Origin of the sequence: Microbacterium sp. NPDC090281 (genome assembly GCF_044769635.1) — a bacterium.
Classification (GTDB): Bacteria; Actinomycetota; Actinomycetes; order Actinomycetales; family Microbacteriaceae; genus Microbacterium.
Window position 1 is genome coordinate 345252 of the sequence record NZ_JBIVYH010000001.1, and the last position, 21149, is coordinate 366400.

Sequence of the window (21149 nt, forward strand, 5' to 3'; positions counted from 1 at the left end):
AGTACGTAGCGGTGCTGGGGGCTCTACCCCGAGGGACTGGTCGCCCACCAGCCAAGACTTCCGAGGCTCGTTCGTCTGGAAGTGAATTCCTCCTCGGGCCGTCGGCACGACGTTTCACGTGAAACATGACTGTTTGAGGGATCTCAAATCACTTTCGTGGGAATCTGACCACCCGGTCCCACTCAAAGGGTGCGATCGAACCGTGAACTGGCTGCCGGTTCGCCTGTTTCCGCCCCGGAGCGCAGTGCTGTGGGCGCATCCGTAATCGAACGTCGCTGCATGCGATTAGAGTGGAACGCGGCCCCGAAAGGAGTGGATGTTTCACGTGAAACAATCCGAGAAGACATCATCGAACGAGTCGTTCGGGATGGATACGCCGCTCGCGCGGGAAATCGCTGACCTCTCCGCTCGCAGGCGGGCACTGGAAGCTACGGCTGTGGAGTTCACAGGGGAAACCCGTGTGCTGACGGTGTCGAATCAGAAGGGTGGCGTGGGCAAGACCACGACCGCTGTGAATATCGCTTCCGCCCTCGCCGGGCTAGGTGCGAAGGTTCTGGTCATCGACCTTGATCCACAGGGCAATGCGTCTACCGCGCTCGGGGTTCCGCATAGTGCGGACGTCCCCAGCGTCTATGACGTCCTCATCGAGGAGTTCCCCCTCGCGGACATCGTGCAGGCGAGCCCGGAAGATCCCAACCTCTTCTGTGCGCCGAGTACCATCCATCTCGCGGGTGCCGAGATCGAGCTCGTCGCTCAGGTCGCACGAGAGCATCGTCTGCGCCGTGCATTGGAGACCTACCTGGTCGACAACCCCATGGATTTCGTCATCATCGACTGTCCTCCTTCGCTGGGATTGCTCACGATCAACGCGTTCACGGCGGCCACCGAGGTCTTCATCCCGATTCAGTGCGAGTACTACGCTCTTGAGGGACTCAGCCAGCTGCTCGGGAGCATCCAGATGATCCAGAAGCACCTGAACCCCGCCTTGCATCTCTCCACGATTCTGCTGACCATGTTCGACGGGCGTACCCGTCTTGCCCAGCAGGTCGCCGATGAGGTGCGCACACACTTCCCGGAACAGGTTCTGGAGACGGTCATCCCGCGCTCGGTCCGTGTTTCCGAGGCCCCGAGTTTCGGGCAGACCGTGATCGCTTACGACGGACAATCCGCCGGTGCGATCGCCTACCGCGAGGCTGCCGTCGAAATCGCATCGCGGACAGCGACGCAGAGCAAGGAGAAATGATGGCGAAGCGCACTGGACTGGGCCGGGGGATCGGCGCCCTCATTCCCACTGCTGATCAGTCTGAACGTCCCGTTGACATCTTCTTCCCGGGCGCGAGCCTGCGCCAGGCCGCGTCGGAGAAGGCTGTCGAGACGGCAGCTGACGAGCCAGAGCTCGCAGCTGTTCCCGGTATCCACCTGATACAGGTCGATCCGAACACCATCGTCGCGAATCCGCGACAGCCTCGTACGCACTTCAATGCTGAGGACCTCGCAGAGCTGGTCCACAGCGTGCGTGAGTTCGGCGTGCTGCAGCCGGTCGTCGTTCGTAAGAACAATGAGGGCCAGTACGAGCTGATCATGGGGGAGCGGCGCACCCGTGCCGCTCGTGAGGCTGGTCTCGAGGTCATTCCCGCGATCGTTCGCGACACCGCGGACGAGGATCTTCTCCGTGACGCGCTGCTCGAGAACCTCCACCGATCTGAGCTGAACCCGCTCGAAGAGGCATCGGCTTACCAGCAGCTTCTCGAGGACTTCGGGATCACCCAGGAAGAACTGGCCACCAGAATCGGTCGCTCCCGTCCCCAGATCAGCAACACGATCCGCCTGCTGAAGCTGCCCGTACCGGTGCAGCAGCGGGTGGCAGCCGGTGTGCTGACTGCAGGACATGCGCGCGCGATTCTCAGCCTCGATTCCCCGGAATCGATGCAGCGCCTTGCCGACAAGGTCGTCAACGAAGACCTTTCGGTGCGAGCGACGGAGGAGGCTGCCAAGTCGCAGCCCAGCGCCGGCAAGTCCGTGAAGCCGACTCCTGGTGCGCGTCGTGCCTATCTCGACGAGGTCGCAGGCAAGCTCGGTGACCGCTTGAACACCCGGGTCAAGATCGCACTCGGTGCGCGTAAAGGCCAGGTCACAATCGATTTCGCATCGATTCAGGATCTCAATCGCATCCTCGAGGAGATCGGCGAGAGCGGCTACGGCACGGCGAAGTGACACCCCCGATAGCGTCGCAGGTCGCCTAGACTCGCGTCATCTTGACGATGAGGGGGATGTCATGAGCAGACCAGCGGGTCCAGCTGCCATCAAGCGCCGTGTGATCACGGTGAGTATCGCGGCGGCATTGGGTGGATTCCTCTTCGGATTCGACACAGCCGTGATCAACGGAGCCGTCGACGCACTGGCGGGCGATGTCTCCGGGTTCGACCTCGGCACGGCGCTGAAGGGCTTCGCCGTCTCGTCGGCACTCATCGGCTGTGCTGTGGGGGCCTGGTTCGCGGGTCCCGTGTCGAACAAGTACGGACGCATCCCCGTGATGGTCGTCGCGGCGGGGATGTTCTTCATATCCGCGATCGGTTCAGGTCTCGCCTTCAGTGTCGTCGACCTCATCATCTGGCGTGTCATCGGCGGACTGGGTGTCGGTGCAGCATCCGTCATCGCCCCCGCCTACATCGCGGAGGTGTCGCCTGCAGCGGTGCGCGGAAGACTCGGCTCGCTGCAGCAGCTCGCGATCGTGACCGGTATCTTCGCCGCGCTTCTCTCCGATGCGTTCCTCGCCGGTATCGCGGGTTCGGCGGACCAGCCGCTGTGGGGCCTCACGGCGTGGCGATGGATGTTCATGGTCGCCGCGATCCCGGCCCTGGTCTACGGCATCATGTCGCTCCGGCTCCCGGAATCGCCGCGATATCTGGTGCGCAAGGGGGAGCTGAAGCGTGCTGCAGAAGTTCTCGAGACCGTAACCGGCACGATCGACGTCGAAGGCAAGATCCAAGAGATCACCGGAACCATCGACACGGAGCGCACCGAGTCGTTGCGAGACCTCCGTGGCAATCGCTTCGGGCTGAAGCCGATCGTCTGGATCGGCATCCTGTTGTCGGTGTTCCAGCAGTTCGTCGGCATCAACGTGATCTTCTACTACTCCACGACCCTGTGGCAGTCCGTGGGCTTCGACGAGTCCAGCGCGCTGCTGACCTCGGTGATCACATCGGTCACGAACATCGTGGTCACCATCGTGGCGATCCTGCTGGTCGACAAGATCGGGCGCCGCATCATGCTGCTGGTCGGCTCGGTCGGGATGACGGTGACGCTCGGCCTCATGGCGCTCGCTTTCTCGTTCGGCACTCTCGACGCACAGGGCACCGCCACACTTCCTGATCCGTGGGCCACCATCGCCCTGGTCTGCGCGAACGGATTCGTCGTCTTCTTCGGCGCGAGCTGGGGCCCGTTGGTCTGGGTGCTGCTGGGTGAGATCTTCCCGAACTCGATCCGCGCGGGCGCTCTCGCTGTGGCCGCGGCCGCGCAGTGGGTTGCGAACTTCTTCATCTCGACGACCTTCCCCGCCTTCGCCGAGATCGGCCTCACGTTCGCATACGGGTTCTACGCGTTCTTCGCTCTCCTGTCGTTCTTCTTCGTGTTCTTCAAGGTGCCCGAGACCAAGGGCAAGGAACTCGAGGAGATGACCGAGAACATGAAGGTCACGCGACGGAGGGGTCCGCAGCCGACGTAGGCTTAAGGCATGACCGAGTCCGTTCAGCGCCGCGCCAGCCTGGAAGTGCTGCGTGCCGAGGCCGCCGACGAGCTTGCGGTGCTCATCCAGGAGCGACTCCTCGGTGGGGAAGACCCCTGGGAGTTCATGGAAGATCTTCCGAGCGTCGATGAGCTCGTCGTGTACCTGCTGCGCGCCGACAACATCAACGCGAACGACGGAGTGCGTCCCAACGCCGCCAGGCACTACCGTGTGCTGCGCCAGATCGCGTTGGAGTACCCGGAACTCACCTCGGCCGTCTGGGGGCTGCTGGACGAGAAGCAGCGGCATCGTCGGTGGGACCCGAGCGTGGCCGACGCCTCCTGACGTGAGCATCGTCCTCGTTCCGTATGATCCGGCGTGGCCGGCTGTGTTCGAGGAAGTTGCGACGGAGCTCCGCGAACACGGCGACCCGGGATGGGATATCGAGCACATAGGATCCACGGCGATCCCTGGATTGAGCGCCAAGCCGGTCATCGACGTCGCGGTGCGAATCGTCGACGACGCTGATTTCCTCAGGCATCGCCCCGCACTCGAGACCATCGGCTGGCGTGTGGGGAGCGGGATACGCAGTCATCGAGTGATGGTGTTCGAAGTGGGTGATGCACGCACCCGGATCGCTCACTTCTTTGAGGCGCACACCTGGGACGATGTCAGCCAGAGGATCCTGCGCGACTGGCTGCGAGAGCATCCGGACGACGTCATCCTCTACGAACGAGCCAAACACGCGGCTCTCGACGCGGCGCGTACCGGGGAGCAGTCGTACAACGCCGGGAAGACGAAAGTGATCCAGCTCATCATGGACAAGGCTCGTATCGACCGTGGCCTTGCCCCGATCCCCGTGCACGACAAGAGCTGACCGGGGATGCGAAAAGGCCCGCATCTCCGGAGAGATGCGGGCCTTCGAGTAAGAGGATCAGCCGATGAAAGCGGCGAGGTCCTTCTCGAGCGCGAACTTCGGCTTGGCGCCGATGATGGTCGTCTTGACCTCACCACCGTCGAAGACCTTCATCGCCGGGATCGACGTGATCTGGTACTTCATCGCCAGCTCGGGGTTCTCGTCGACGTTGAGCTTGAGGATGGTGATCTTGTCGGGGTTATCGGCCTGGATCTCATCCAGCACCGGCGCGACCATACGACACGGACCGCACCACTCGGCCCAGAAGTCCACCAGCACGGGACCTTCGGCCTGCAGAACGTCCTGTTCCCAGGTCGCCTGGCTCGTAGCCTTTGCACTCATCAGAGTTCTCCTTGATTTGAGGTTCGCCAGCTACAACAGCGGACGAGCGAAAAGTGTTCCCGACCGGACTATGCCGAGGCCGTGAGGATCTCGGCCGCTTCCGCAGCAGGGACCTCTACGGAAGCATCCTCAAAATCCGCGAGGAAGTGCTCGGCGTCGAGGGCAGCGATCGTTCCAGTACCGGCTGCCGTGATGGCCTGACGGTAGGTGGGGTCGATCACGTCGCCGGCGGCGAAGACGCCCGGAACCGAGGTCTTCGACGAGCGGCCGTCGACCCAGATCGTGCCCTCTGCCGTGAGCTCGAGCTTGTCGTGCACGAGGTGCGTGCGCGGGTCGTTGCCGATCGCGATGAAGAGTCCGTCGAGCGGAAGGTCGCTCAGGGTGCCATCGACCGTCGAACGCAGCTGCACGCCGGTCACCGAATCGCCACCCAGCACCTCGGAGACAGCACTGTTCCACACGAACTCGATCTTGGGGTTCGCGAATGCACGCTCCTGCATGATCTTCGAAGCGCGCAGAGTGTCCTTGCGGTGGATGACGTAGACCTTCTCGGCGAAGCGCGTGAGGAAGGTGGCCTCTTCCATCGCCGAGTCGCCGCCGCCGACGACGGCGATCGTCTTCTCGCGGAAGAAGAAGCCGTCGCACGTGGCGCACCACGAGACTCCGTAGCCGGAAAGACGCTCTTCGCCCTCGATGCCGAGCTTGCGGTAGGCGGAGCCGGTCGCGTAGATCAGCGACTGCGTCTCGTGCTCCGCACCGGAGCCGAGGATAACCTTCTTGACGGGGCCGTCGAGCTGCAGCTCGGTGACGTCGTCGTAGACGACCTCGGTGCCGAACTTCTCGGCCTGCTCCTGGAACTTGGCCATGAGCTCAGGACCCTGGATGCCTTCGGGGAAGCCCGGGTAGTTCTCGACCTCGGTGGTGTTCATCAGCTCGCCGCCGACCTCGACCGAGCTCGCGATGAGCAGCGGCTTGAGGTTCGCTCGGGCCGCGTAGATGGCAGCCGTGAATCCGGCGGGGCCGGAGCCGATGATGATGACCTGACGCATGTGCTCTCCGTCTTAGAAACTGCAGTCGAATGACCTTCGAGTGGTTCAACCCATGGTAGCCGCGAGGCATTCCCCGGACAGTGTGCGTCGCCGGGCTGGGAGAAGGCTCCGCGCCCGGATCAGCGGCCGGGGAGGAATCGGCGGACGAGCGCGCTGCCCGCTTTGAGCTCGGGGGCGCGCATCACGGCGAGGATCGCGATGTAGACGACCACGACGACGAGACCGATGATCGCCGTACCGACGGCGCCCTGGATCTTGTCATCCATCGTCCAGCCGGTGGTGCCACCGAGCAGCGCGAAAGCGCCCCAGCCGGCCAGACCCGCCGGGATACCGGCGATCGCGAAGCGACCGATGGCCGACATCCACGAGCGGATCTGCAGACCGCCGATCTTGCGGTGCAGCAGCCAGGTGGCAACTATCGTCTGCAGGATGCTCGCGATCGACTGTCCGAGCGCGACCGCCGCGGCGAGGGAGGTGAGGGGGATGATTCCCGCTTCTCGCATTCCCAGAGCGATCAGTGCGGTCGCCACGATGAGGACACACTGGAAGATCGTGAACCAGAAGGGCGTGCGTGTGTCGTCATACGCATAGAAGGTGCGCTGCACGATGAACAGGATCGTGAGGGGGATGAGTCCGACGAGGTACGCGATCAGCACCCAGGCAGCGGCTTGGGCATCATCGGCGGAGTCGGTGAACACACGAGACGCAGGGATGGCCGCGGCAGCGACAGCTGCCACGGCCGCCACGATGAAGAACAGCAGGGTGCGGATACTCCGTGCGATGTCGGCGCGGACCTCGTCGTCACGTCCGGCAGCGGCGTGACCGCTGATCTGAGTGAAGTAGGGGGTGCCGATCGAGAGCACGATCACCGAGTACGGGAGCATGAAGATGAGCCAGGCGTTCGCCGTCACAGTGGCGGACGCACCGAGACCGGCTACCTCGCTGACGATGTATCCCTGAAGGATTCCTGCGGAGAGGCTCGCGAAGGCCATGAGGAACGTCCAGCCCGCCAGACGGCCGACATTGCCGAGGCCCACTCCGCGCCAGCGGAAGTCAGGCTTCAGCGCGAGGCCCGTGCGACGCCAGAACACGAGCAGGACGACGGCCTGAAGAGCGATACCCAGCGTGGCGGTGCCGCCGAGCAGGCTGATCATCTCCGGAGTCCAGTTGGTGGCCTTGGTGGAAACGGGCCCGAAGAGAGCGCCGAGTGCCAGGAATCCGGCGATCGAGACGATGTTGTTGACGACCGGCGCCCAGGTGAACGGGCCGAAGATCTTCCGCGCGTTGAGCGCTTCACCGAGCATCGCGTACAGGCCGTAGAGGAGGATCTGGGGCAGACACCAGTACGCGAGAGCTGTCGCGAGCGCGAGAGTGGACTCGTTGGCCTTGCCGGCAACCAAATGCACCAGCCACGGTGCCATTGCAGTCGCGATTCCGGTCACCACGACCAGAACGACTGTGCCGAGAGTGAACAGCTTCGAGATGAACGCGTTGCCACCGTCGGCATCCGCGGTCGCCTTGACGATCTGAGGCACGATGACGGCGGTGAGGATGCCGACCGAGATCAAGGAGAAGACGCTGTTCGGCAGCTGGTTCGCGTAGGTGAACGCATCCGCTGCTTCGGAGGCGACAGAGCCGAGGACGCCGACGAGCACGATGCTGCGCAGCAGGCCGGTCAGGCGCGACACCAGGGTGCCGGCGCCGATCACAGCGCTCGCGCGTCCGAGACTACTCATGCTTGTCTTCGGTCGTCGTGGCATCCGGTCTGGCTTCCACGGCATCCTCTTCGAGAGTTTCGATCTGCGCTTCGAGTACTGCCTCTTCGGCTGCCTCGCGGCGCTTGCGACGGACGGTGCGGATCACGCCGAGCGCGATCAGCACGACGGTGAGACCGCCGAAGACGATCAGACCGATGGTCTCCCATTCCGCGCGGACGGCGACGCGGACCGATTGCGTGTCCTGGATCTGCACGCCGGTGGGGCTGTAGAGGCTGAGCCGGAGGTCGACCTCGCCGCTTCCCACCCGTGCGGACACGGGTACTTTGACTCGCACCGTCGAGTTGGCCTGCACGACAGTCTCTGTCATCGGTTTGACCTCGAGACGCGGGTCAGTGGGAGAGGCGAAGAGCTGCACATTCACGGGCCACGGCAGATCGTTGCGCACCGCGATCGGCAGATCGGCATTGGCTGTGAGCAACTGGATCGTGCTGGACGGCGGGATGTTGACCGCGGCCAGAGTGCCCTCGGTCCGTTCCTTATGTGCGTCGACCTTCTTTGCGAAGGCGCTCGCGGAGGTGCCGACAGACAGGGTGCGCAGAATTCTGATTCGCTCGGGGCTCAACAGCACCTGCGGGTCGGTGAGGATGGAGGAGAAGGCGGTGAGCTTGCCCTCGTCGGCGAGGAGGTCTGTCACAGCTGCTGCACGGGCCGGATCGACGTCACCTGAGATGGATGCGGAGACGGGCGTCGTCGCGCGGAGTGCGGACAGCTCGAATCCGATCGAGTCGGCGGTGGAGATCGCATCGCGCAGCGCGCCGGCAGTGCGCGCTTCGTCGCGATCGAGTCCGATCAGCAGCGGAGCTCCCGGCACGCGGCCCTCGGCCAGGAGGAGCAGCGCAGAGGCCTCGGCGAGCAGACGCTGACGCTCCACGGCGTCGGGTTCGGCGGCCACGTCCGAGAGGGACTCGGACGTGGCGGCATCTGTGACCAGTAGATCGAGTCCGTCGGATGCCGCGTGCGCCGCGCTCTGATCGCCGACCGCCGTCGACGAGACGATTGTGGTCGTCCCCTCACCGAGGTAGCCCGTGAACGCGGCCAGATCGCTTTGATCGAGGCTGCTGTCGGGCCAGAGGATGCGGGGGAGCGCACCGTTGATCGCGGTGAGCTCTTCGTCGTCGGGGAGCTGAGGGGCGGCGGTCGGTGTCGGTGTCGGTGTCGTGCTCGCGGAAGCCGGGGGAGCAGGGGTGGCAGACGCCTGCGGGAAGTTCGCTCCGTTGAGGAAAGGAGTCAGAGTCGTCGGCTGCAGAAGGGCGGGCAGCCCTGCCTGCGCTTGGGCCGAAGCATCCGCATCGCCGAACTGCAACGCGAACCGTGTGTTCGGCAGACCCTCGAGGCGTGTGAGCCATTCCTGCGCGGTCTCGGGCGCAGCCGAACCCAGTGCCCGGATCGCCGCAAGGATGGACGGATCGATGGCGAGCACCGCGGTGGTGCCGGCAACACCGTCGAGCTGAGCGGTGAGAGGTCCGTCGGGGGCTGTGAGCTTCGAGAGCTCTTCGGCTGTGAGCAGAGAACCGCCGGCCGGAGTCGCGGTGATGGGAACGAGAACCCCGACCTGAGCCGTCTGCGAGCCGGCGATGACCAGCACGCTGGAAGCCGTCGTCGCCACGGTCGTCGAACGGTCGTCCGCGGCATTCTCCGTGGTCGCACCGGTCAGTTCCGCCCGCAGCGGGTAGACGCCGGGCGTGAGATCGGCGAGCGTCTCGGCGGGGACGAAGATCGTCGTCGTGGCGGAGGTCCCGGCATCGAGCACGGCGGTCGTGTCGGTGCCGATCGAGGCGAAGTCGCCGGGAGCCTCGCCATCATCGAGCCAACTCGAGACCGCTTCCTCATCGGTCAGCGGCGTCTTGCTGAGTTCGACCTGCACCTGACCACTGGACAACTTCGACTCGGTGTCGTTCTGCACTGTGAGCATCGCCGTGGTCGAGGAACCGGGTGCGACGAGGCCCCGAAGGCCCGCTGCCACGTGGAACCCCACGCCCGCATCATCGCTCGAAGACGACTGATCGGCAGCCATGGCCGCGCTCGGTGCGGCAAGTGCACACGAGCCCAGTGCGATCGCGAGAACGACGGTCCTGCCTGCGAGCCTTCGCAGGCGCGCACGGAGGCCGTGCTCGGGGGTGATCGCGGTCATGAAGGTCTTCCTCGAACGCCCGGAATCGGGCTGATCGTGAGTACTGACCTAGTGATTCTAGGAGGCGCGGGGAATGAGAACCCTGAAGACGCGTAGAGTGACGGCCGTGTCCGACACCCCCACACCCTTCCCAGACCCGCTTCGCAGCGCCGCATTCGCCGCTGATCTCGACGCTGCGGACCTTCGCTCCGAGCCACTGCGACGCCTGTGGGGAGAGGAGGCGGACGACGCACTCGCCCGCGGAATGCGGGAGCCGATCCTGCGTGCGATCGCCGGTGACTCGGGGGTGCTGGCGACGCTGGGCCGTCTGCTTGTGCTCGGCATGCCGCAGCCCCGGGTGGCTGTCGCCGCCTCGCTGCCGCGGCTCGGAGTGGATGGGCTCGTCGACCTCGGGCTCGCGAAGCTCGACGACGCCGACACCGTGACACCCACCGCCCTGTTGCGTCCGCAGTCGTTCGTCGATGCGGAGGGTGTGGGTGAGTGGTGGATCGCCAGCGACCTCGATGAGGTGGCTCTCGACGGCCCGCTGCCCGCCGACCATGTGCTGGGTGTCGGCGGAGCCTCGCGCACGCTCGCCGAGACCGTCGTTCCGATCCAGGTCGAGCGTGCCCTCGACCTGGGCACCGGATGCGGGATCCAGGCGCTCCTCGTCGCACGGCGAGCCGGCACGGTCGTGGCGACGGACATCTCCGCCCGTGCTCTGGCGTTCGCCGAGCTCAACGCCCACCTCAACGGCGTGACGAACATCGAGTTCCGACACGGCAGCATGTTCGAACCCGTCGAAGGAGAGGCCTTCGACCTGATCGTCTCGAATCCGCCGTTCGTGATCACTCCGCGCGTGGAGGGTGTCCCTGCGTACGAGTACCGCGACGGGGGGCTGGTGGGAGACGCTCTCGTCGAGCAGTTCGTGCGCAGTGCACCTGCCTTCCTGACCCCGAACGGCATCGCGCAGCTGCTGGGGAACTGGGAGTCCAGGGCGGGCGTCGCAGGTCTCGCGCGCCTCGAAGCCTGGGTGCCGGGCGAACTCGACCTCTGGGTGATCGAACGTGAGGAGCTGTCGCCTCTCGGCTACGCAGAGCTGTGGATCCGCGACGGCGGCACGACGCCGCGTGACCCCGCGTTCACCCCGCTGCTCACCGCATGGCTCGACGACTTCGCCGCCCGCGCCGTGACTTCCATCGGGTTCGGGTACGTGCTGATGCGCAGAGGCACCTCGGGCGAGCCGCTCCGTCGCACAGAGCGCATCGCCCAGCAGGTCTCGAATGTCGGAGCCGCCCTGGGCACGGGCCTGGCGGCGCATGATGTTCTCGCCGCGGGGATACCGGCGAGGCTGGTGACGGCGGCGGATGTCACGGAGGCGAGGCACCTGCTTCCCGGCAACGACGACCCGAGCGTGATCGAGCTGCGTCAGGGCGGTGGCTTCGCGCGCACGGTGAACGTCGACCCCGCACTCGCAGGCTTCGTGGGCGCCTGTGATGGCGAGCTCACGGTCGTGCAGATCGTCGCCGCGCTGGCTGACCTCTTCGAGGTGCCGCTGGTGGAGCTGTGGGCGGATCTGGAGCCCCGCATCCGTTCCCTCGTGCTCGACGGCATCCTGGTACCAGGGGAATAGACCGCGGATACATGCGTTGGAATAGATCATGAAGGCTTTCGGATTCCTCTCGTTCGGGCACTACGCGGATGTGCCGGGCTCGGTGACCCGCACCGCGGGCGACATGCTGAAGCAGACCATCGCGATCGCGGAGGGTGCCGACGAGATCGGTGTGAACGGCGCGTACGTGCGCGTGCATCACTGGGCGCGCCAGGCGGCTTCTCCGATGCCGCTCCTGAGTGCCATGGCCGCGCGGACCAAGCGCATCGAGGTCGGTACCGGCGTGATCGACATGCGGTACGAGAACCCGTTCCAGTTCGCTGAGGAGGCGGCTGCTCTCGACTTCATCGCAGACGGCCGCATCGCGTTGGGCGTGAGCCGTGGTTCACCCGAGACGGCTCTTCGTGGCTACGAGACGTTCGGCTATGTCGACGAGGAGGACACCGAGCGCGGCAGCGTCATCGCCCGCGAGAAGTTCGACCTCTTCCTCCGCGCGATCGACGGCGAAGGAATCGCCCCCGGCGACCCCCGCATGGTGGGCGCGGGGCGCTACCTCGCGATCGAACCGCAGTCGCCGACACTCCGTGACCACATCTGGTGGGGGTCGGGTTCCCGGCCGACCGCGATCGAGACGGGTCGCAAGGGTCTCAACATGATGAGCTCGACCCTCGTCACCGAGGCGACGGGGCAGCCGTTCCACGAACTGCAGCGCGAGCAGATCGACCTGTTCCGGTCGGCCTACAAGGAAGCCGGGCACACCGGCACCCCGCGGGTCTCGGTCAGCCGCAGCGTGTTCCCGTTGGTCTCCGACATGGACCGCGCGTACTTCGGCCTTCGGAGCGAGGAGAACGCCGACCAGGTCGGCATCATCGACGGGTTCCGCTCCACGTTCGGCAAGACCTACGCGGCCGAGCCCGACGTGCTGATCGAGCAGCTTCGACAGGACGAGGCCGTGATGGCTGCTGACACCCTGATGCTGACCATCCCGAACCAGCTCGGACCGGACTACAACCTGCACGTGCTGGAGTCGTTCGCCAAGCACGTGGCCCCCGCACTCGGGTGGAAGCCGAACACCGAAGGGCCCGTCCAGGGCGACCCCGTCTGATCCCGACCGGCGCCCTTGACATCGCCGGGAGGAAAGCTGACGCTGGGTGACGGTGCTTCGATGGAGGCGCCGTCACCCCGTGCAGTTCCGGAGGCAGTCATGACCCGTGTTCGCGTCGATCTCAACATCTCGCTCGACGGCTTCGCCACGACGACGGATCAGACTCCCGAGAACCCCTTCGGCGACGACTGGGGCCGACTCACCGCCGCATACACGGCGACCAGAACGTTCCACGAGCGTGTCTTCCACGACACCAGCGGGGCGGGCACCGACGGCGTCGACGAGAAGTACGCCTCCCAGTACTTCGAGAACATCGGCGCCGAGATCATGGGAGCCGGGATGTTCGGTCTGCATGCCAACCCGGACGACCCCGAGTGGCGCGGCTGGTGGGGCGAGGAGCCGCCGTTCCACGCGCCGGTGTTCGTGCTCACGCACACGCCGCGTCCCTCGATCGAGTTCGCCAACGGCACGAGCTTCCACTTCCTCTCGGCGACTCCCGAGGAGGCACTGCGCACCGCGGTCGACGCAGCGGGTGGGAAGGACGTGCGCGTCGGGGGTGGGGCGACGACCGTTCGTGAGTATCTTCGTGCCGGACTCGTCGATGACCTGCATGTCGGCATCACGCCGATCGTGATCGGAAGCGGGATCCGTCTGTGGGACGATCTGCGCGGTCTCGAATCCGGTTACCGCGTCACCTCGGAGGTCGCCGAGTCCGGCGTCACGCACATCACGTTCTCACGCGAGGGCTGATCCGGGGAAGCGCTCCGATCTGGAAAGCTGGACGGGTGCGAATCCGACCCTTCCAGCCTGAAGACACCGATGCCGTCGTCGCCCTGTGGGCGGCGGCAGGGCTCACGAGAGCGTGGAACGACCCACTCAAGGACATCGCTCGCAAGGCGACCGTGCAGTCGCACCTCTTCGTCGTGGCGGAAGACGAGACGGGCCGCATCCTCGGCTCGGTCATGGCCGGGTACGACGGGCACCGCGGGTGGATGAACTACCTCGCGACACAGCTCGATTCCCGAGGGCTCGGGGTGGGCCGGGCACTCGTCGCCCACGTCGAGGCCGGCCTGCGCGACCTGGGCTGCCCGAAGGTGAATCTGCAGGTGCGTTCCGGCAACGCGCAGGTCGTCGACTTCTACCGCCGGCTCGGCTACGAGATCGATGACACGGTGGACCTCGGCAAGAGGCTGATCGCCGACGTGTAGTCCCGAAGAATTCACTTCTCAGCGATCCGGTATACCAGTACTCTGACCGCATGCGTTTTCGCCGCAACGGGATCATCACCGGAGCCATCGTGCTCGTCGCCGTACTCGTGGGAGCCATCCCCGCCGCAGCCGCCGTGACGTCGTGGGCCACCTGGGGGCTGCTCGGCGGCACGGGAGGCGCCTATACGACCACGGTCCAGGTGGCGCCGAAGCCTGCACTCACCGCGACCATGACCAGCGACTCGCGCGCAGGACAGGTCGGAGTGATCACCGGGGCGTCGACCTGGCTTTCCGAGGGCACGCCCATCGGGGCCAAGTACGGATCCAGCAAGGACCAGCCGTACCTGAATCTGCGCCCCAAGGCCGACAACGCCACGAGCCCGTCGACGACGACCTATTCGTTCGCCGCCCCGACGCCGACGTCGGGGTGGGCTTTCGCGCTGGGTGACATCGACTCCGACAGCGTGCGCATCCAGGCCGTCGCCCCGGACGGGCATGTGCTCACCGCTTCGGAGATCGGTCTCAGAGACCGCTTCAACTACTGCGCCCCCGGAGTCGCCGGCAAGCCCGCCTGCAACGGTGCCGCAGATGACGTGCCGACCTGGGATGCCGCGACCCTCACGCTCACCGGCAACGCGGCTGCCGCCGACACCAGCGGGTCCGCCGCGTGGTTCGAGCCCTCGACCCCCATCAGCTCACTCAGCTTCATCTTCACCCGGCGATCCGGCCTCCCCGTCTACCAGACGTGGTTCGTCTCGGCCGCGAACGACATCCGAGGCACCGTCGCCGACGTGGCCACCGGTCCTCTGGACGGTGTCGCCCTGACGCTCACAGACGGCAACGGCTCGATCGTCGGCCGGACGACCACTGCTGCGGACGGCACCTATTCGTTCCCCGGATTCATCGCCACGGACGGGTATCGCGTGAGCGTCACGGCACCCGACGACAAGATCGCCGTCGGCCAGACCACGACCCCGGTCGACCTCAGCGGCGGCAACGCCGAGGGGGTCGACTTCACCGTGCGAGACATCATCCCCTCACCCGTCACCGGGCTGGTGGTCGATGGGGACGGCAACCCCATCGCCGGTGTCGCGGTCACGATCGACGGACAGACCACGATGACCGACGCGGATGGACGGTATCTGTTCGACATGGTCCTGGACGGGCCGCAGGAGGCGAGCATCGTCGTCCCGACCGGGTACACCCTCGAAACTGCCCCGCCCGATTTCGTGGTCCCCGCTGACAACGAGGACCTGATCACCCTCGCCGACTTCGTCATCAAGGCGAACCCGAGCCTGAGCGGGGTCGTCCGATGGAACGGCGGGGGAGTGCCAGGAGTCACGGTCACCGCCGTGCTGCAGGGCGGGGGCACTCTCACGACCGTGACCGGAGCGGACGGCGGTTACACGTTCGCGCGCCTGCCCGCCGGCGGTTACACGGTGACGATGACGACGCCGGAGGGGTATGTCGCCACTTCTCCCGTCAGCCGCACCGAGCCCGTCGCGGGAACGGACGTGACAGGTGTGGACTTCGACCTCGCGCGGCTGGGGGCCATCGACGGCACGGTGCGCACCGACGGCGGCGCCCCCGTAGGTGGTGTGGTGATCGACCTGAACGGACCCGGTGGTCCACAGCAGCTCACGACCGACGCCGACGGCACCTATGGTCTCGGCAGCCTCGCTCCCGGAACCTATGAGCTGATCGTGCGCACGCCGACCGGCAGCAGTGTGGTCGGCCCGGCGATCCGCACCGTCGTGATCTCCGCTGTCGGCGAGTCCATCGAGGGGCAGGACTTCACTCTCGCGGCCGTCGTCGTCCCGCCATCGCCGTCGCCCGATCCGTCGACCGGAAACGGGAATAGCAACGGCAACGGACGGCTGCCTGCAACCGGACTCGGACCTGAGACGCTCGCCTGGGCGGCGGGCGGTGCGGTCGTGATCATCCTCGGCGCGACTCTCCTGATCGTCTCCCGCCGGCGCGCAGGGCGGAAGTAGCCCGCGAGTCGCGGTCAGCTGCCGTTCGGCGGGCCGAACAACTCTTCGCCGTGCTCGTGGAGGAGCTTGTAGGCGTCGGCGAACGTCTCGGGCTCCTGCTCGCCGGGCTTGCCGTAGCGCGCGAGGAGCAGGCCGAGCAGGCCACGCGCGGGCGGCGTGAGCGGCTTCATCTGATCCTGCTCGCCTGGCTGCGGTGCCGTGTCCTCCGGGTTCGGCGGCGTGTAGGCGGGAGTCGTCACCGGCCAGTCGGACGGGTGCCGCGGCTTGTCGAGGTTCACGACGTTCAGCAGCGTGTTGGCTGACTGGTCACGGTCGTTGAGGGGCTTCAGGCCGTGCAGGCGCGAGAGGGTCGCGGTGACCGAGCCGTGATGCATCTCGTCGTGGATGATGCTGCCGCGCCGCGTGTAGGCCGACACGGCGATCGCCGGTACGCGGCACCCGAGTCGATCGAATGTGAAGCCCATCTCGCCCGCCTCGGTGTCGGGGGTGGGCTTGGTGGCAGCGGGCGGCGGCACGTGGTCGTAGCATCCGCCGTGCTCGTCGAACGTGATGAGCAGCAGGGTGTTGACGGCGTTGGAGCCCTTCGGGGAGGCGCTCGTGCGCACCGCCTCGTAGATGTCGTGGATGAGCCGGTCGCCGGCGCGCACATCCGAGATCGCGCTGTCGAACACGGCCTCGCCGTCGACCTCGCCCTCGCGGGGAGAACCGAACGGGGGGTGGAAGTCGTTGTGGTCGTAGACCATCCGCGGCTCGATGAACGCATAGGCGGGCAGCTTCCCGTCTTTGGCCTCGGCGTAGAAGTCCTCCATGGTGCCGAAGTGGTCGGTGCGCCAGTACTTCTCCAGCACCGCCGCATGCAGCATCCCCGTGAACGAGACCAGCTGCAGTTTGTCGATGTAAACCTTCCAGCTCACCTTCTTGTCCTCGAGCCGGTTGAACACCGTGGGCGCGGCCGGTGCATCCAGCCACTTCCGGTAGCCGCCACCGGCCTGGTTGGTCACGAAGCCGTGCGAGGTGGAGGCATGGAAGAAGGAGCGGTTGCAGAAAGTCTGCGAAGGCACGCCGGCGTACCAGTGGTCGAAGACGGCGAACTCGGAGGCGAGCGTCGACAGCACCGGCAGCATCTCGGGCGAGAACGAGCCCATGATGTGCGCCGCCTCTTCGGGCTTCGGATCGACTCCCTTGCGCAGACGCCGGAAGTTGATGATGTAGTCGTCGAGGAACCCCGACATCGTGGCCTTCTCGCCGTGCGTCGGGGCGTTGAACGGCGCGGTCATCTGGTCGACGAAGAGGTCGGCGTTCGTCTTCGGGTCGACCGTGCCGAAGATCTGCGTGTTGACGTGCGGATACTCCTCGCCCGGATCCGGGTCGGGAAGGCTCATGATCCGGTCGGTGTCGCCTTCGTACACGTGTGCGTCGACCACCGTGCCGTCGGCGGCGGTGTTGCTGTACGAGCCGAAGTCGAGGCCTTCGAACTTCTCGCCCTTCGGCAGGTTCTCCTTCGAGTACAAGTACCCGAGCAGATTGTCGAAGGAGCGGTTCTCACCCATCACCACGACGAGGTGGTCGAAGCCCGGCTCACTTCTTGGCGTGAGTGCGGCGAACTGATCGGGGTCGGCCGCGAATCCATCGCGTGCGCTTCCTGCGATCGAGGCCCCGATGGCCGCGCCACCTGCACCCCCGACCACCGCGCCGGCGAGAGCGGCACCACCCACCTTGAAGAAGCCTCGGCGGGAGGCATCGCGGGGAGCGTCGGGGGAGGAGGAGTCGTCATCGGCCATGCCGCGATCCTATGACCGGACCACCCCTCGTCGCCCTGCATGACTTCGGAGATCGCCGTCGATGCACCTCGCGAGTCGCGTCAGATGTCGGCGAAGTCGTTGCCGCCGCTGCTGAGACGGGTGACGGTGTCGTCCGTGATCTTCAGGTTGATGTACTCCACTCCGACTTCGCCGGGATGCTCGAGCGACTCGGTGCCGGGCACCTCTCGCATGCCGATGCTCAGATAATCGGCGACGCCGTCGCTGTCCTCATCCCACCCGTCCACGGCTCCTGCGGCCACAGCCTCGGCGCGCGTCGAACCGATGCCGATGCCCTCCGGCGTGCGGAACGTGACGCCGGGGGCATCTGCCGAAACGCTCAGGTAGAAGTATGTCTCTTGGACCGTCGCCTTCGTCCCTTCCCAGTCGAACCCGGCGTACACGCTGCCATAGGGACCCTCGACCGGACCTTCCGTCGGTGCCGATCCGAATGCATCGGTGAGGGCGGCGACAGCACCGTCCGGTTCCCTGTACGTGATCACGGGGCCGTCGTCGATCGACAGCCCGTCGACCGAGATCTGAATGATGTGTACCTCAGGGGTGGGTGTGACGGACGGGGAGGGTGCCGGCGATGACGTCGGTGACGGTGACGGTGTCGCGGAGCCGTCCGTACTCGCGGGGGCGCAGGCGGTGAGCGAGAAGCCCAGCAGCACGGCGGCGGTGGAAGCGAGGATGACGTGGGAGCGGCGGTGCATGGTACGAGCCTAGGATGCCCCGCGGACGAGGACGGCCCGTACGCGTGGCGGCATCCGGATCGTTATCGATGGGACATCAGCAGAGGGCGCCGCCCGGCCCGGAGCCCGGACGGCGCCCTCCTTCGGACTACTCCGCCTCAGTCGTCTCCACCGTGGCGTGCTGCCGACGACGGCGCATCGCGAACAGGCCGAGACCCGCCGCGAGGAGCACGACGGCTGCGACGACGTACGGCACGCTGTCGGCACCCGTGGTGGCGAGGTCGCCGCCGGATGAGCCGCCGTTGCCGGGTGCCACCGCTCCACCACCGGTTGCCGCCGCGACGGTCAGTGCGGCGGTGACTTCGGTGCCGTCCGGGAGGATCGCGGCGAGCGTGTGAGAACCCGCCGCAGTGTTCGCCGGGATCGTGACCGTGCGCTGGAACGAGCCATCCGCACCGGCGGTCGCCGTGCCCAGCTGCACCGGATCGGAACGCAGCTCGAGTCGCAGCTGAGCGCCCTCCGCGAAGCCGCTGCCCGACACCGTGACGGTGCCGCCGGCCTTCACGGATGCAGCGCCGAGCTCGACCTTGGCAGGAACCTCGGGCTCCGGCGTGACCGGAGGCGTGACACCGGCTTCAGTGACCCACTTCTCGCCGGCATCCGACTTCGTCACCGTGAAGGTGTCGTAGACGGCACCGACGGGAAGATCGGTCGTGGCGCCCGGCTGCTTCTCCGCGAGGTAGGAGCGGTAGACGAGCTGGTTCTTCGAGACGTCGATCACCTGATAGGTCGTGACGCCCTGGCCGCGCAGCACCTGGGTGGCGCCGTTGTTGGTCCAGACGTTCTTCTCAGGAGTCTCCAGGTCGTAGTGCTTCGCGCCCGAGTTCGACACGACGTAGACCGGTCCGGTGGTGAGGCCGGGGGTCTCGGTGGCATCCGTGTTCACGTAGCCGCGGGCGTAGGTGTGGTCGTGGCCCATGAGCACCAGATCGATGTCGTTGCGCTGGAAGACCGGCAGCCATTCGGCGCGCAGCACCGGCTCGTCGCGTCCCTCGGATGCGGAGAACACCGGCTGGTGGAACGTGACGACGTTCCACTTCGACGGGCTGTTCTGCAGCAGCAGGTCGAGCCAGGCACCCTGGAAGCGGGTCCAGAGGAGGCCGATCTGCGCGGAGGGGCACTCTGCTCCCGTGCAGGACGGGAGACCGGCCGGCGTGAGGAACGTCGTGTCGCGTGTCGCGTTCAGAGTGATGAAGCGGATGCCCTGGTAGTCGGTGTAATACGCGGTCTCGGCGGCGAACGAGCTCCAGTGGTCGAAGAACGCGCGGTACTGCTGCGCGACCTCGGAGTCGCCCTTCGCGAGGTTCGCGAGTTCGCCGATCGAACTCGTCGACGGGTTGTTGTGCGGGTACTCGAACGCGGCCTTCCATGCCGTGAGCAGCTTGTCGCCGGAGTACTCGTGGTTGCCGGGGGCTGCCATCACGTTGGTGCGGACGGCCGAGTCCTTCATGCCCTTGAACCAGTTGACCCACTCGTTCTCATTGCTCGACGTGTTGATCAGGTCGCCCGCGTGCACGGAGCCGATCGACCGGGGTGCATTGGCTTCGGCCTGCTTCACGACGCTCGGCCACGTGGTGTCGAGGCCGATCTGCGCGTCGCCGTAGTAGATGAACTGGAAGTCGGTGGCCTTGGGGTCGGCCGTGCGGAACTCGAACCAGTCGCTCCAGCTGCCGGGCAGGCCGACGCGGTAGCGGTACTCGGTGGCTGCCGTGAGACCGGTGATCGTTGCCGAGAAGTGCTTGTTCGGATTGCCGTTGACCACACCGGCGTCGTAGGCGTCGACCGTGCGGACGTCGCCGCCCGCGGTCGGGGCGATCTCGACCTGTCCGACCGTGTGCGAGGCGTCACCGGCGAGCCATGAGAACGACTGCGAGACGGCCGGCTGTTCGGTCGGGGTGAGGATGACGCGCGTCGGCGGCGCCACCACGGGCGCGCCGGGAGCGGATGCCTTCACGAGGGTCAGCGACGACATGTCGAAGTAGATGTCGGAGCTGGTCTCGCGGTCCTGGAACAGCGACACGGCGATGGTGTTCGTACCGTCGTGCAGCAGCTCGCCTTCGGCGCTGAACGAGCTCGTGAGCGGGTCGCCGCCACTGTCTCCGGCGTACTCGACGTTCTTGGTGTCGGTGATGCGGCCGTCGACGTAGCGGGCGACCTCCACGCCGTTGAGCCAGACGATGATCGCGTCGTCGTACGTGATGGTGCTCTGCAGGGCCGCGACCTGCTCGGCCACGCCCGCTTCGAGCTCGAACGTCGTGCGGAAGAAGTAGGTCGGCACGGTCGGGGCCTTGGTGCCGTCGAGGTAGTGGTTGAGAAGGGTCTTCGGCGTCTGCGGGCCGACCGGTGCGAGCTTCCCGCCCTTGGCGCCGAACGAACCCGGCGCTGTCTTCCACGCGCTGTCATCGTAGGCGGGCAGCGTCCAGTCGCGGAGCTGTGCCGGCGCAGGAGACGGGTCGGAGCCGTCGTCGAGGTAGTGCCAGGCGGTGTCGCCGGTGATCAGCGAGCCCGTCGGCACCTCGGGGTCGGGTGCGGCGAGGGCCGCGGGGGCGACGACGGCGCCGCCGAGCAGGGCGAGGAGCGCGACGGATGTCAATCCGCGACGCCGCCACCGCACCGCAGGGGTGGGGGAGGTCATGTGAGTCCTTCGGGGTGGGGAGTTCCGTGCTCAGCCGCACGGGGCCCCTCCACCCCATCGAAGGCGGATGACCGGGGGCTGGCCTCCGGGCGACCGGGAGGTGAACAGGCCCCCGCGGCAGC

General features: G+C 66.4%; 16 protein-coding genes and 1 pseudogene. 10 read left to right on the forward strand and 7 right to left on the reverse strand.

Features of this window, described 5'->3' with window-relative positions; translation table 11 throughout:
* The first annotated feature begins 367 nt into the window (after positions 1–367).
* The 5 genes and pseudogenes from ACIQTX_RS01630 to ACIQTX_RS01650 all read left to right on the forward strand — a co-directional run bounded on the left by ACIQTX_RS01630 (position 368) and on the right by ACIQTX_RS01650 (position 4601).
* Positions 368–1243: a ParA family protein gene (locus tag ACIQTX_RS01630; RefSeq protein WP_402968016.1), complete on the forward strand. Its 876-nt coding sequence runs from the start codon at positions 368–370 to the stop codon at positions 1241–1243.
* On the forward strand, positions 1243–2214 hold the full coding sequence (locus tag ACIQTX_RS01635; RefSeq protein WP_402968019.1) for a ParB/RepB/Spo0J family partition protein: 972 nt from the start codon (positions 1243–1245) through the stop codon (positions 2212–2214). The genes ACIQTX_RS01630 and ACIQTX_RS01635 overlap by 1 nt, the downstream gene beginning before the upstream one ends.
* Positions 2215–2239: 25 nt before the next feature.
* Positions 2240–3724, forward strand: a pseudogene (locus tag ACIQTX_RS01640) (sugar porter family MFS transporter); the annotation flags it as partial.
* A 9-nt stretch (positions 3725–3733) separates the two neighbouring features.
* Positions 3734–4069: a hypothetical protein gene (locus ACIQTX_RS01645; RefSeq protein WP_028501191.1), complete on the forward strand. Its 336-nt coding sequence runs from the start codon at positions 3734–3736 to the stop codon at positions 4067–4069.
* 1 nt (position 4070) lies between these two features.
* Positions 4071–4601 (forward strand): GrpB family protein, encoded by a 531-nt coding sequence (locus ACIQTX_RS01650; RefSeq protein WP_402968023.1) that lies wholly within the window; start codon positions 4071–4073, stop codon positions 4599–4601.
* A gap of 57 nt (positions 4602–4658) precedes the next feature.
* Here the strand turns inward: ACIQTX_RS01650 and trxA are convergent, their stop codons facing one another.
* The 4 genes from trxA to ACIQTX_RS01670 all read right to left on the reverse strand — a co-directional run bounded on the left by trxA (position 4659) and on the right by ACIQTX_RS01670 (position 9940).
* Positions 4659–4982 (reverse strand): thioredoxin, encoded by a 324-nt coding sequence (gene trxA / locus ACIQTX_RS01655; protein ID WP_028501190.1) that lies wholly within the window; start codon positions 4980–4982, stop codon positions 4659–4661.
* 68 nt (positions 4983–5050) lie between these two features.
* Positions 5051–6031, reverse strand: coding sequence for a thioredoxin-disulfide reductase (gene trxB, locus ACIQTX_RS01660; RefSeq protein WP_028501189.1), 981 nt, complete (start codon positions 6029–6031; stop codon positions 5051–5053).
* A gap of 119 nt (positions 6032–6150) precedes the next feature.
* Complete coding sequence (gene murJ / locus ACIQTX_RS01665; protein WP_402968028.1) at positions 6151–7767, reverse strand: murein biosynthesis integral membrane protein MurJ; 1617 nt, start codon at positions 7765–7767, stop codon at positions 6151–6153.
* Entirely contained in the window at positions 7760–9940 is a 2181-nt protein-coding gene (locus tag ACIQTX_RS01670; protein WP_402968031.1) for a DUF6049 family protein, read from the reverse strand. Before ACIQTX_RS01670 ends, murJ begins: the two co-directional genes overlap by 8 nt.
* Before the next feature lie 97 nt (positions 9941–10037).
* Between ACIQTX_RS01670 and ACIQTX_RS01675 the strand changes: the two genes are divergently transcribed.
* From ACIQTX_RS01675 to ACIQTX_RS01695, 5 genes are all read left to right on the forward strand, one after another.
* Positions 10038–11552 carry a class I SAM-dependent methyltransferase gene (locus tag ACIQTX_RS01675; RefSeq protein WP_402968034.1) on the forward strand — a complete coding sequence of 505 codons (1515 nt, stop codon included), beginning with the start codon at positions 10038–10040 and terminating at the stop codon, positions 11550–11552.
* 28 nt (positions 11553–11580) lie between these two features.
* Positions 11581–12636, forward strand: coding sequence for an LLM class flavin-dependent oxidoreductase (locus ACIQTX_RS01680; protein WP_402968037.1), 1056 nt, complete (start codon positions 11581–11583; stop codon positions 12634–12636).
* 99 nt (positions 12637–12735) lie between these two features.
* Positions 12736–13386 (forward strand): dihydrofolate reductase family protein, encoded by a 651-nt coding sequence (locus ACIQTX_RS01685; protein WP_402968040.1) that lies wholly within the window; start codon positions 12736–12738, stop codon positions 13384–13386.
* A gap of 35 nt (positions 13387–13421) precedes the next feature.
* Positions 13422–13844 (forward strand): GNAT family acetyltransferase, encoded by a 423-nt coding sequence (locus ACIQTX_RS01690; protein ID WP_105526560.1) that lies wholly within the window; start codon positions 13422–13424, stop codon positions 13842–13844.
* A 50-nt stretch (positions 13845–13894) separates the two neighbouring features.
* Entirely contained in the window at positions 13895–15838 is a 1944-nt protein-coding gene (locus ACIQTX_RS01695) for a collagen binding domain-containing protein (RefSeq protein WP_402968043.1), read from the forward strand.
* Between the two features lie 14 nt (positions 15839–15852).
* Here ACIQTX_RS01695 and ACIQTX_RS01700 read toward each other — a convergent pair whose 3' ends face one another.
* The 3 genes from ACIQTX_RS01700 to ACIQTX_RS01710 form a co-directional block, all read right to left on the reverse strand.
* Positions 15853–17619 (reverse strand): alkaline phosphatase family protein, encoded by a 1767-nt coding sequence (locus ACIQTX_RS01700; RefSeq protein ID WP_402968046.1) that lies wholly within the window; start codon positions 17617–17619, stop codon positions 15853–15855.
* Between the two features lie 80 nt (positions 17620–17699).
* Complete coding sequence (locus ACIQTX_RS01705) at positions 17700–18353, reverse strand: hypothetical protein (protein ID WP_402968049.1); 654 nt, start codon at positions 18351–18353, stop codon at positions 17700–17702.
* A 127-nt stretch (positions 18354–18480) separates the two neighbouring features.
* Positions 18481–21027, reverse strand: coding sequence for a fibronectin type III domain-containing protein (locus tag ACIQTX_RS01710; protein WP_402968052.1), 2547 nt, complete (start codon positions 21025–21027; stop codon positions 18481–18483).
* Positions 21028–21149 lie beyond the last annotated feature (122 nt).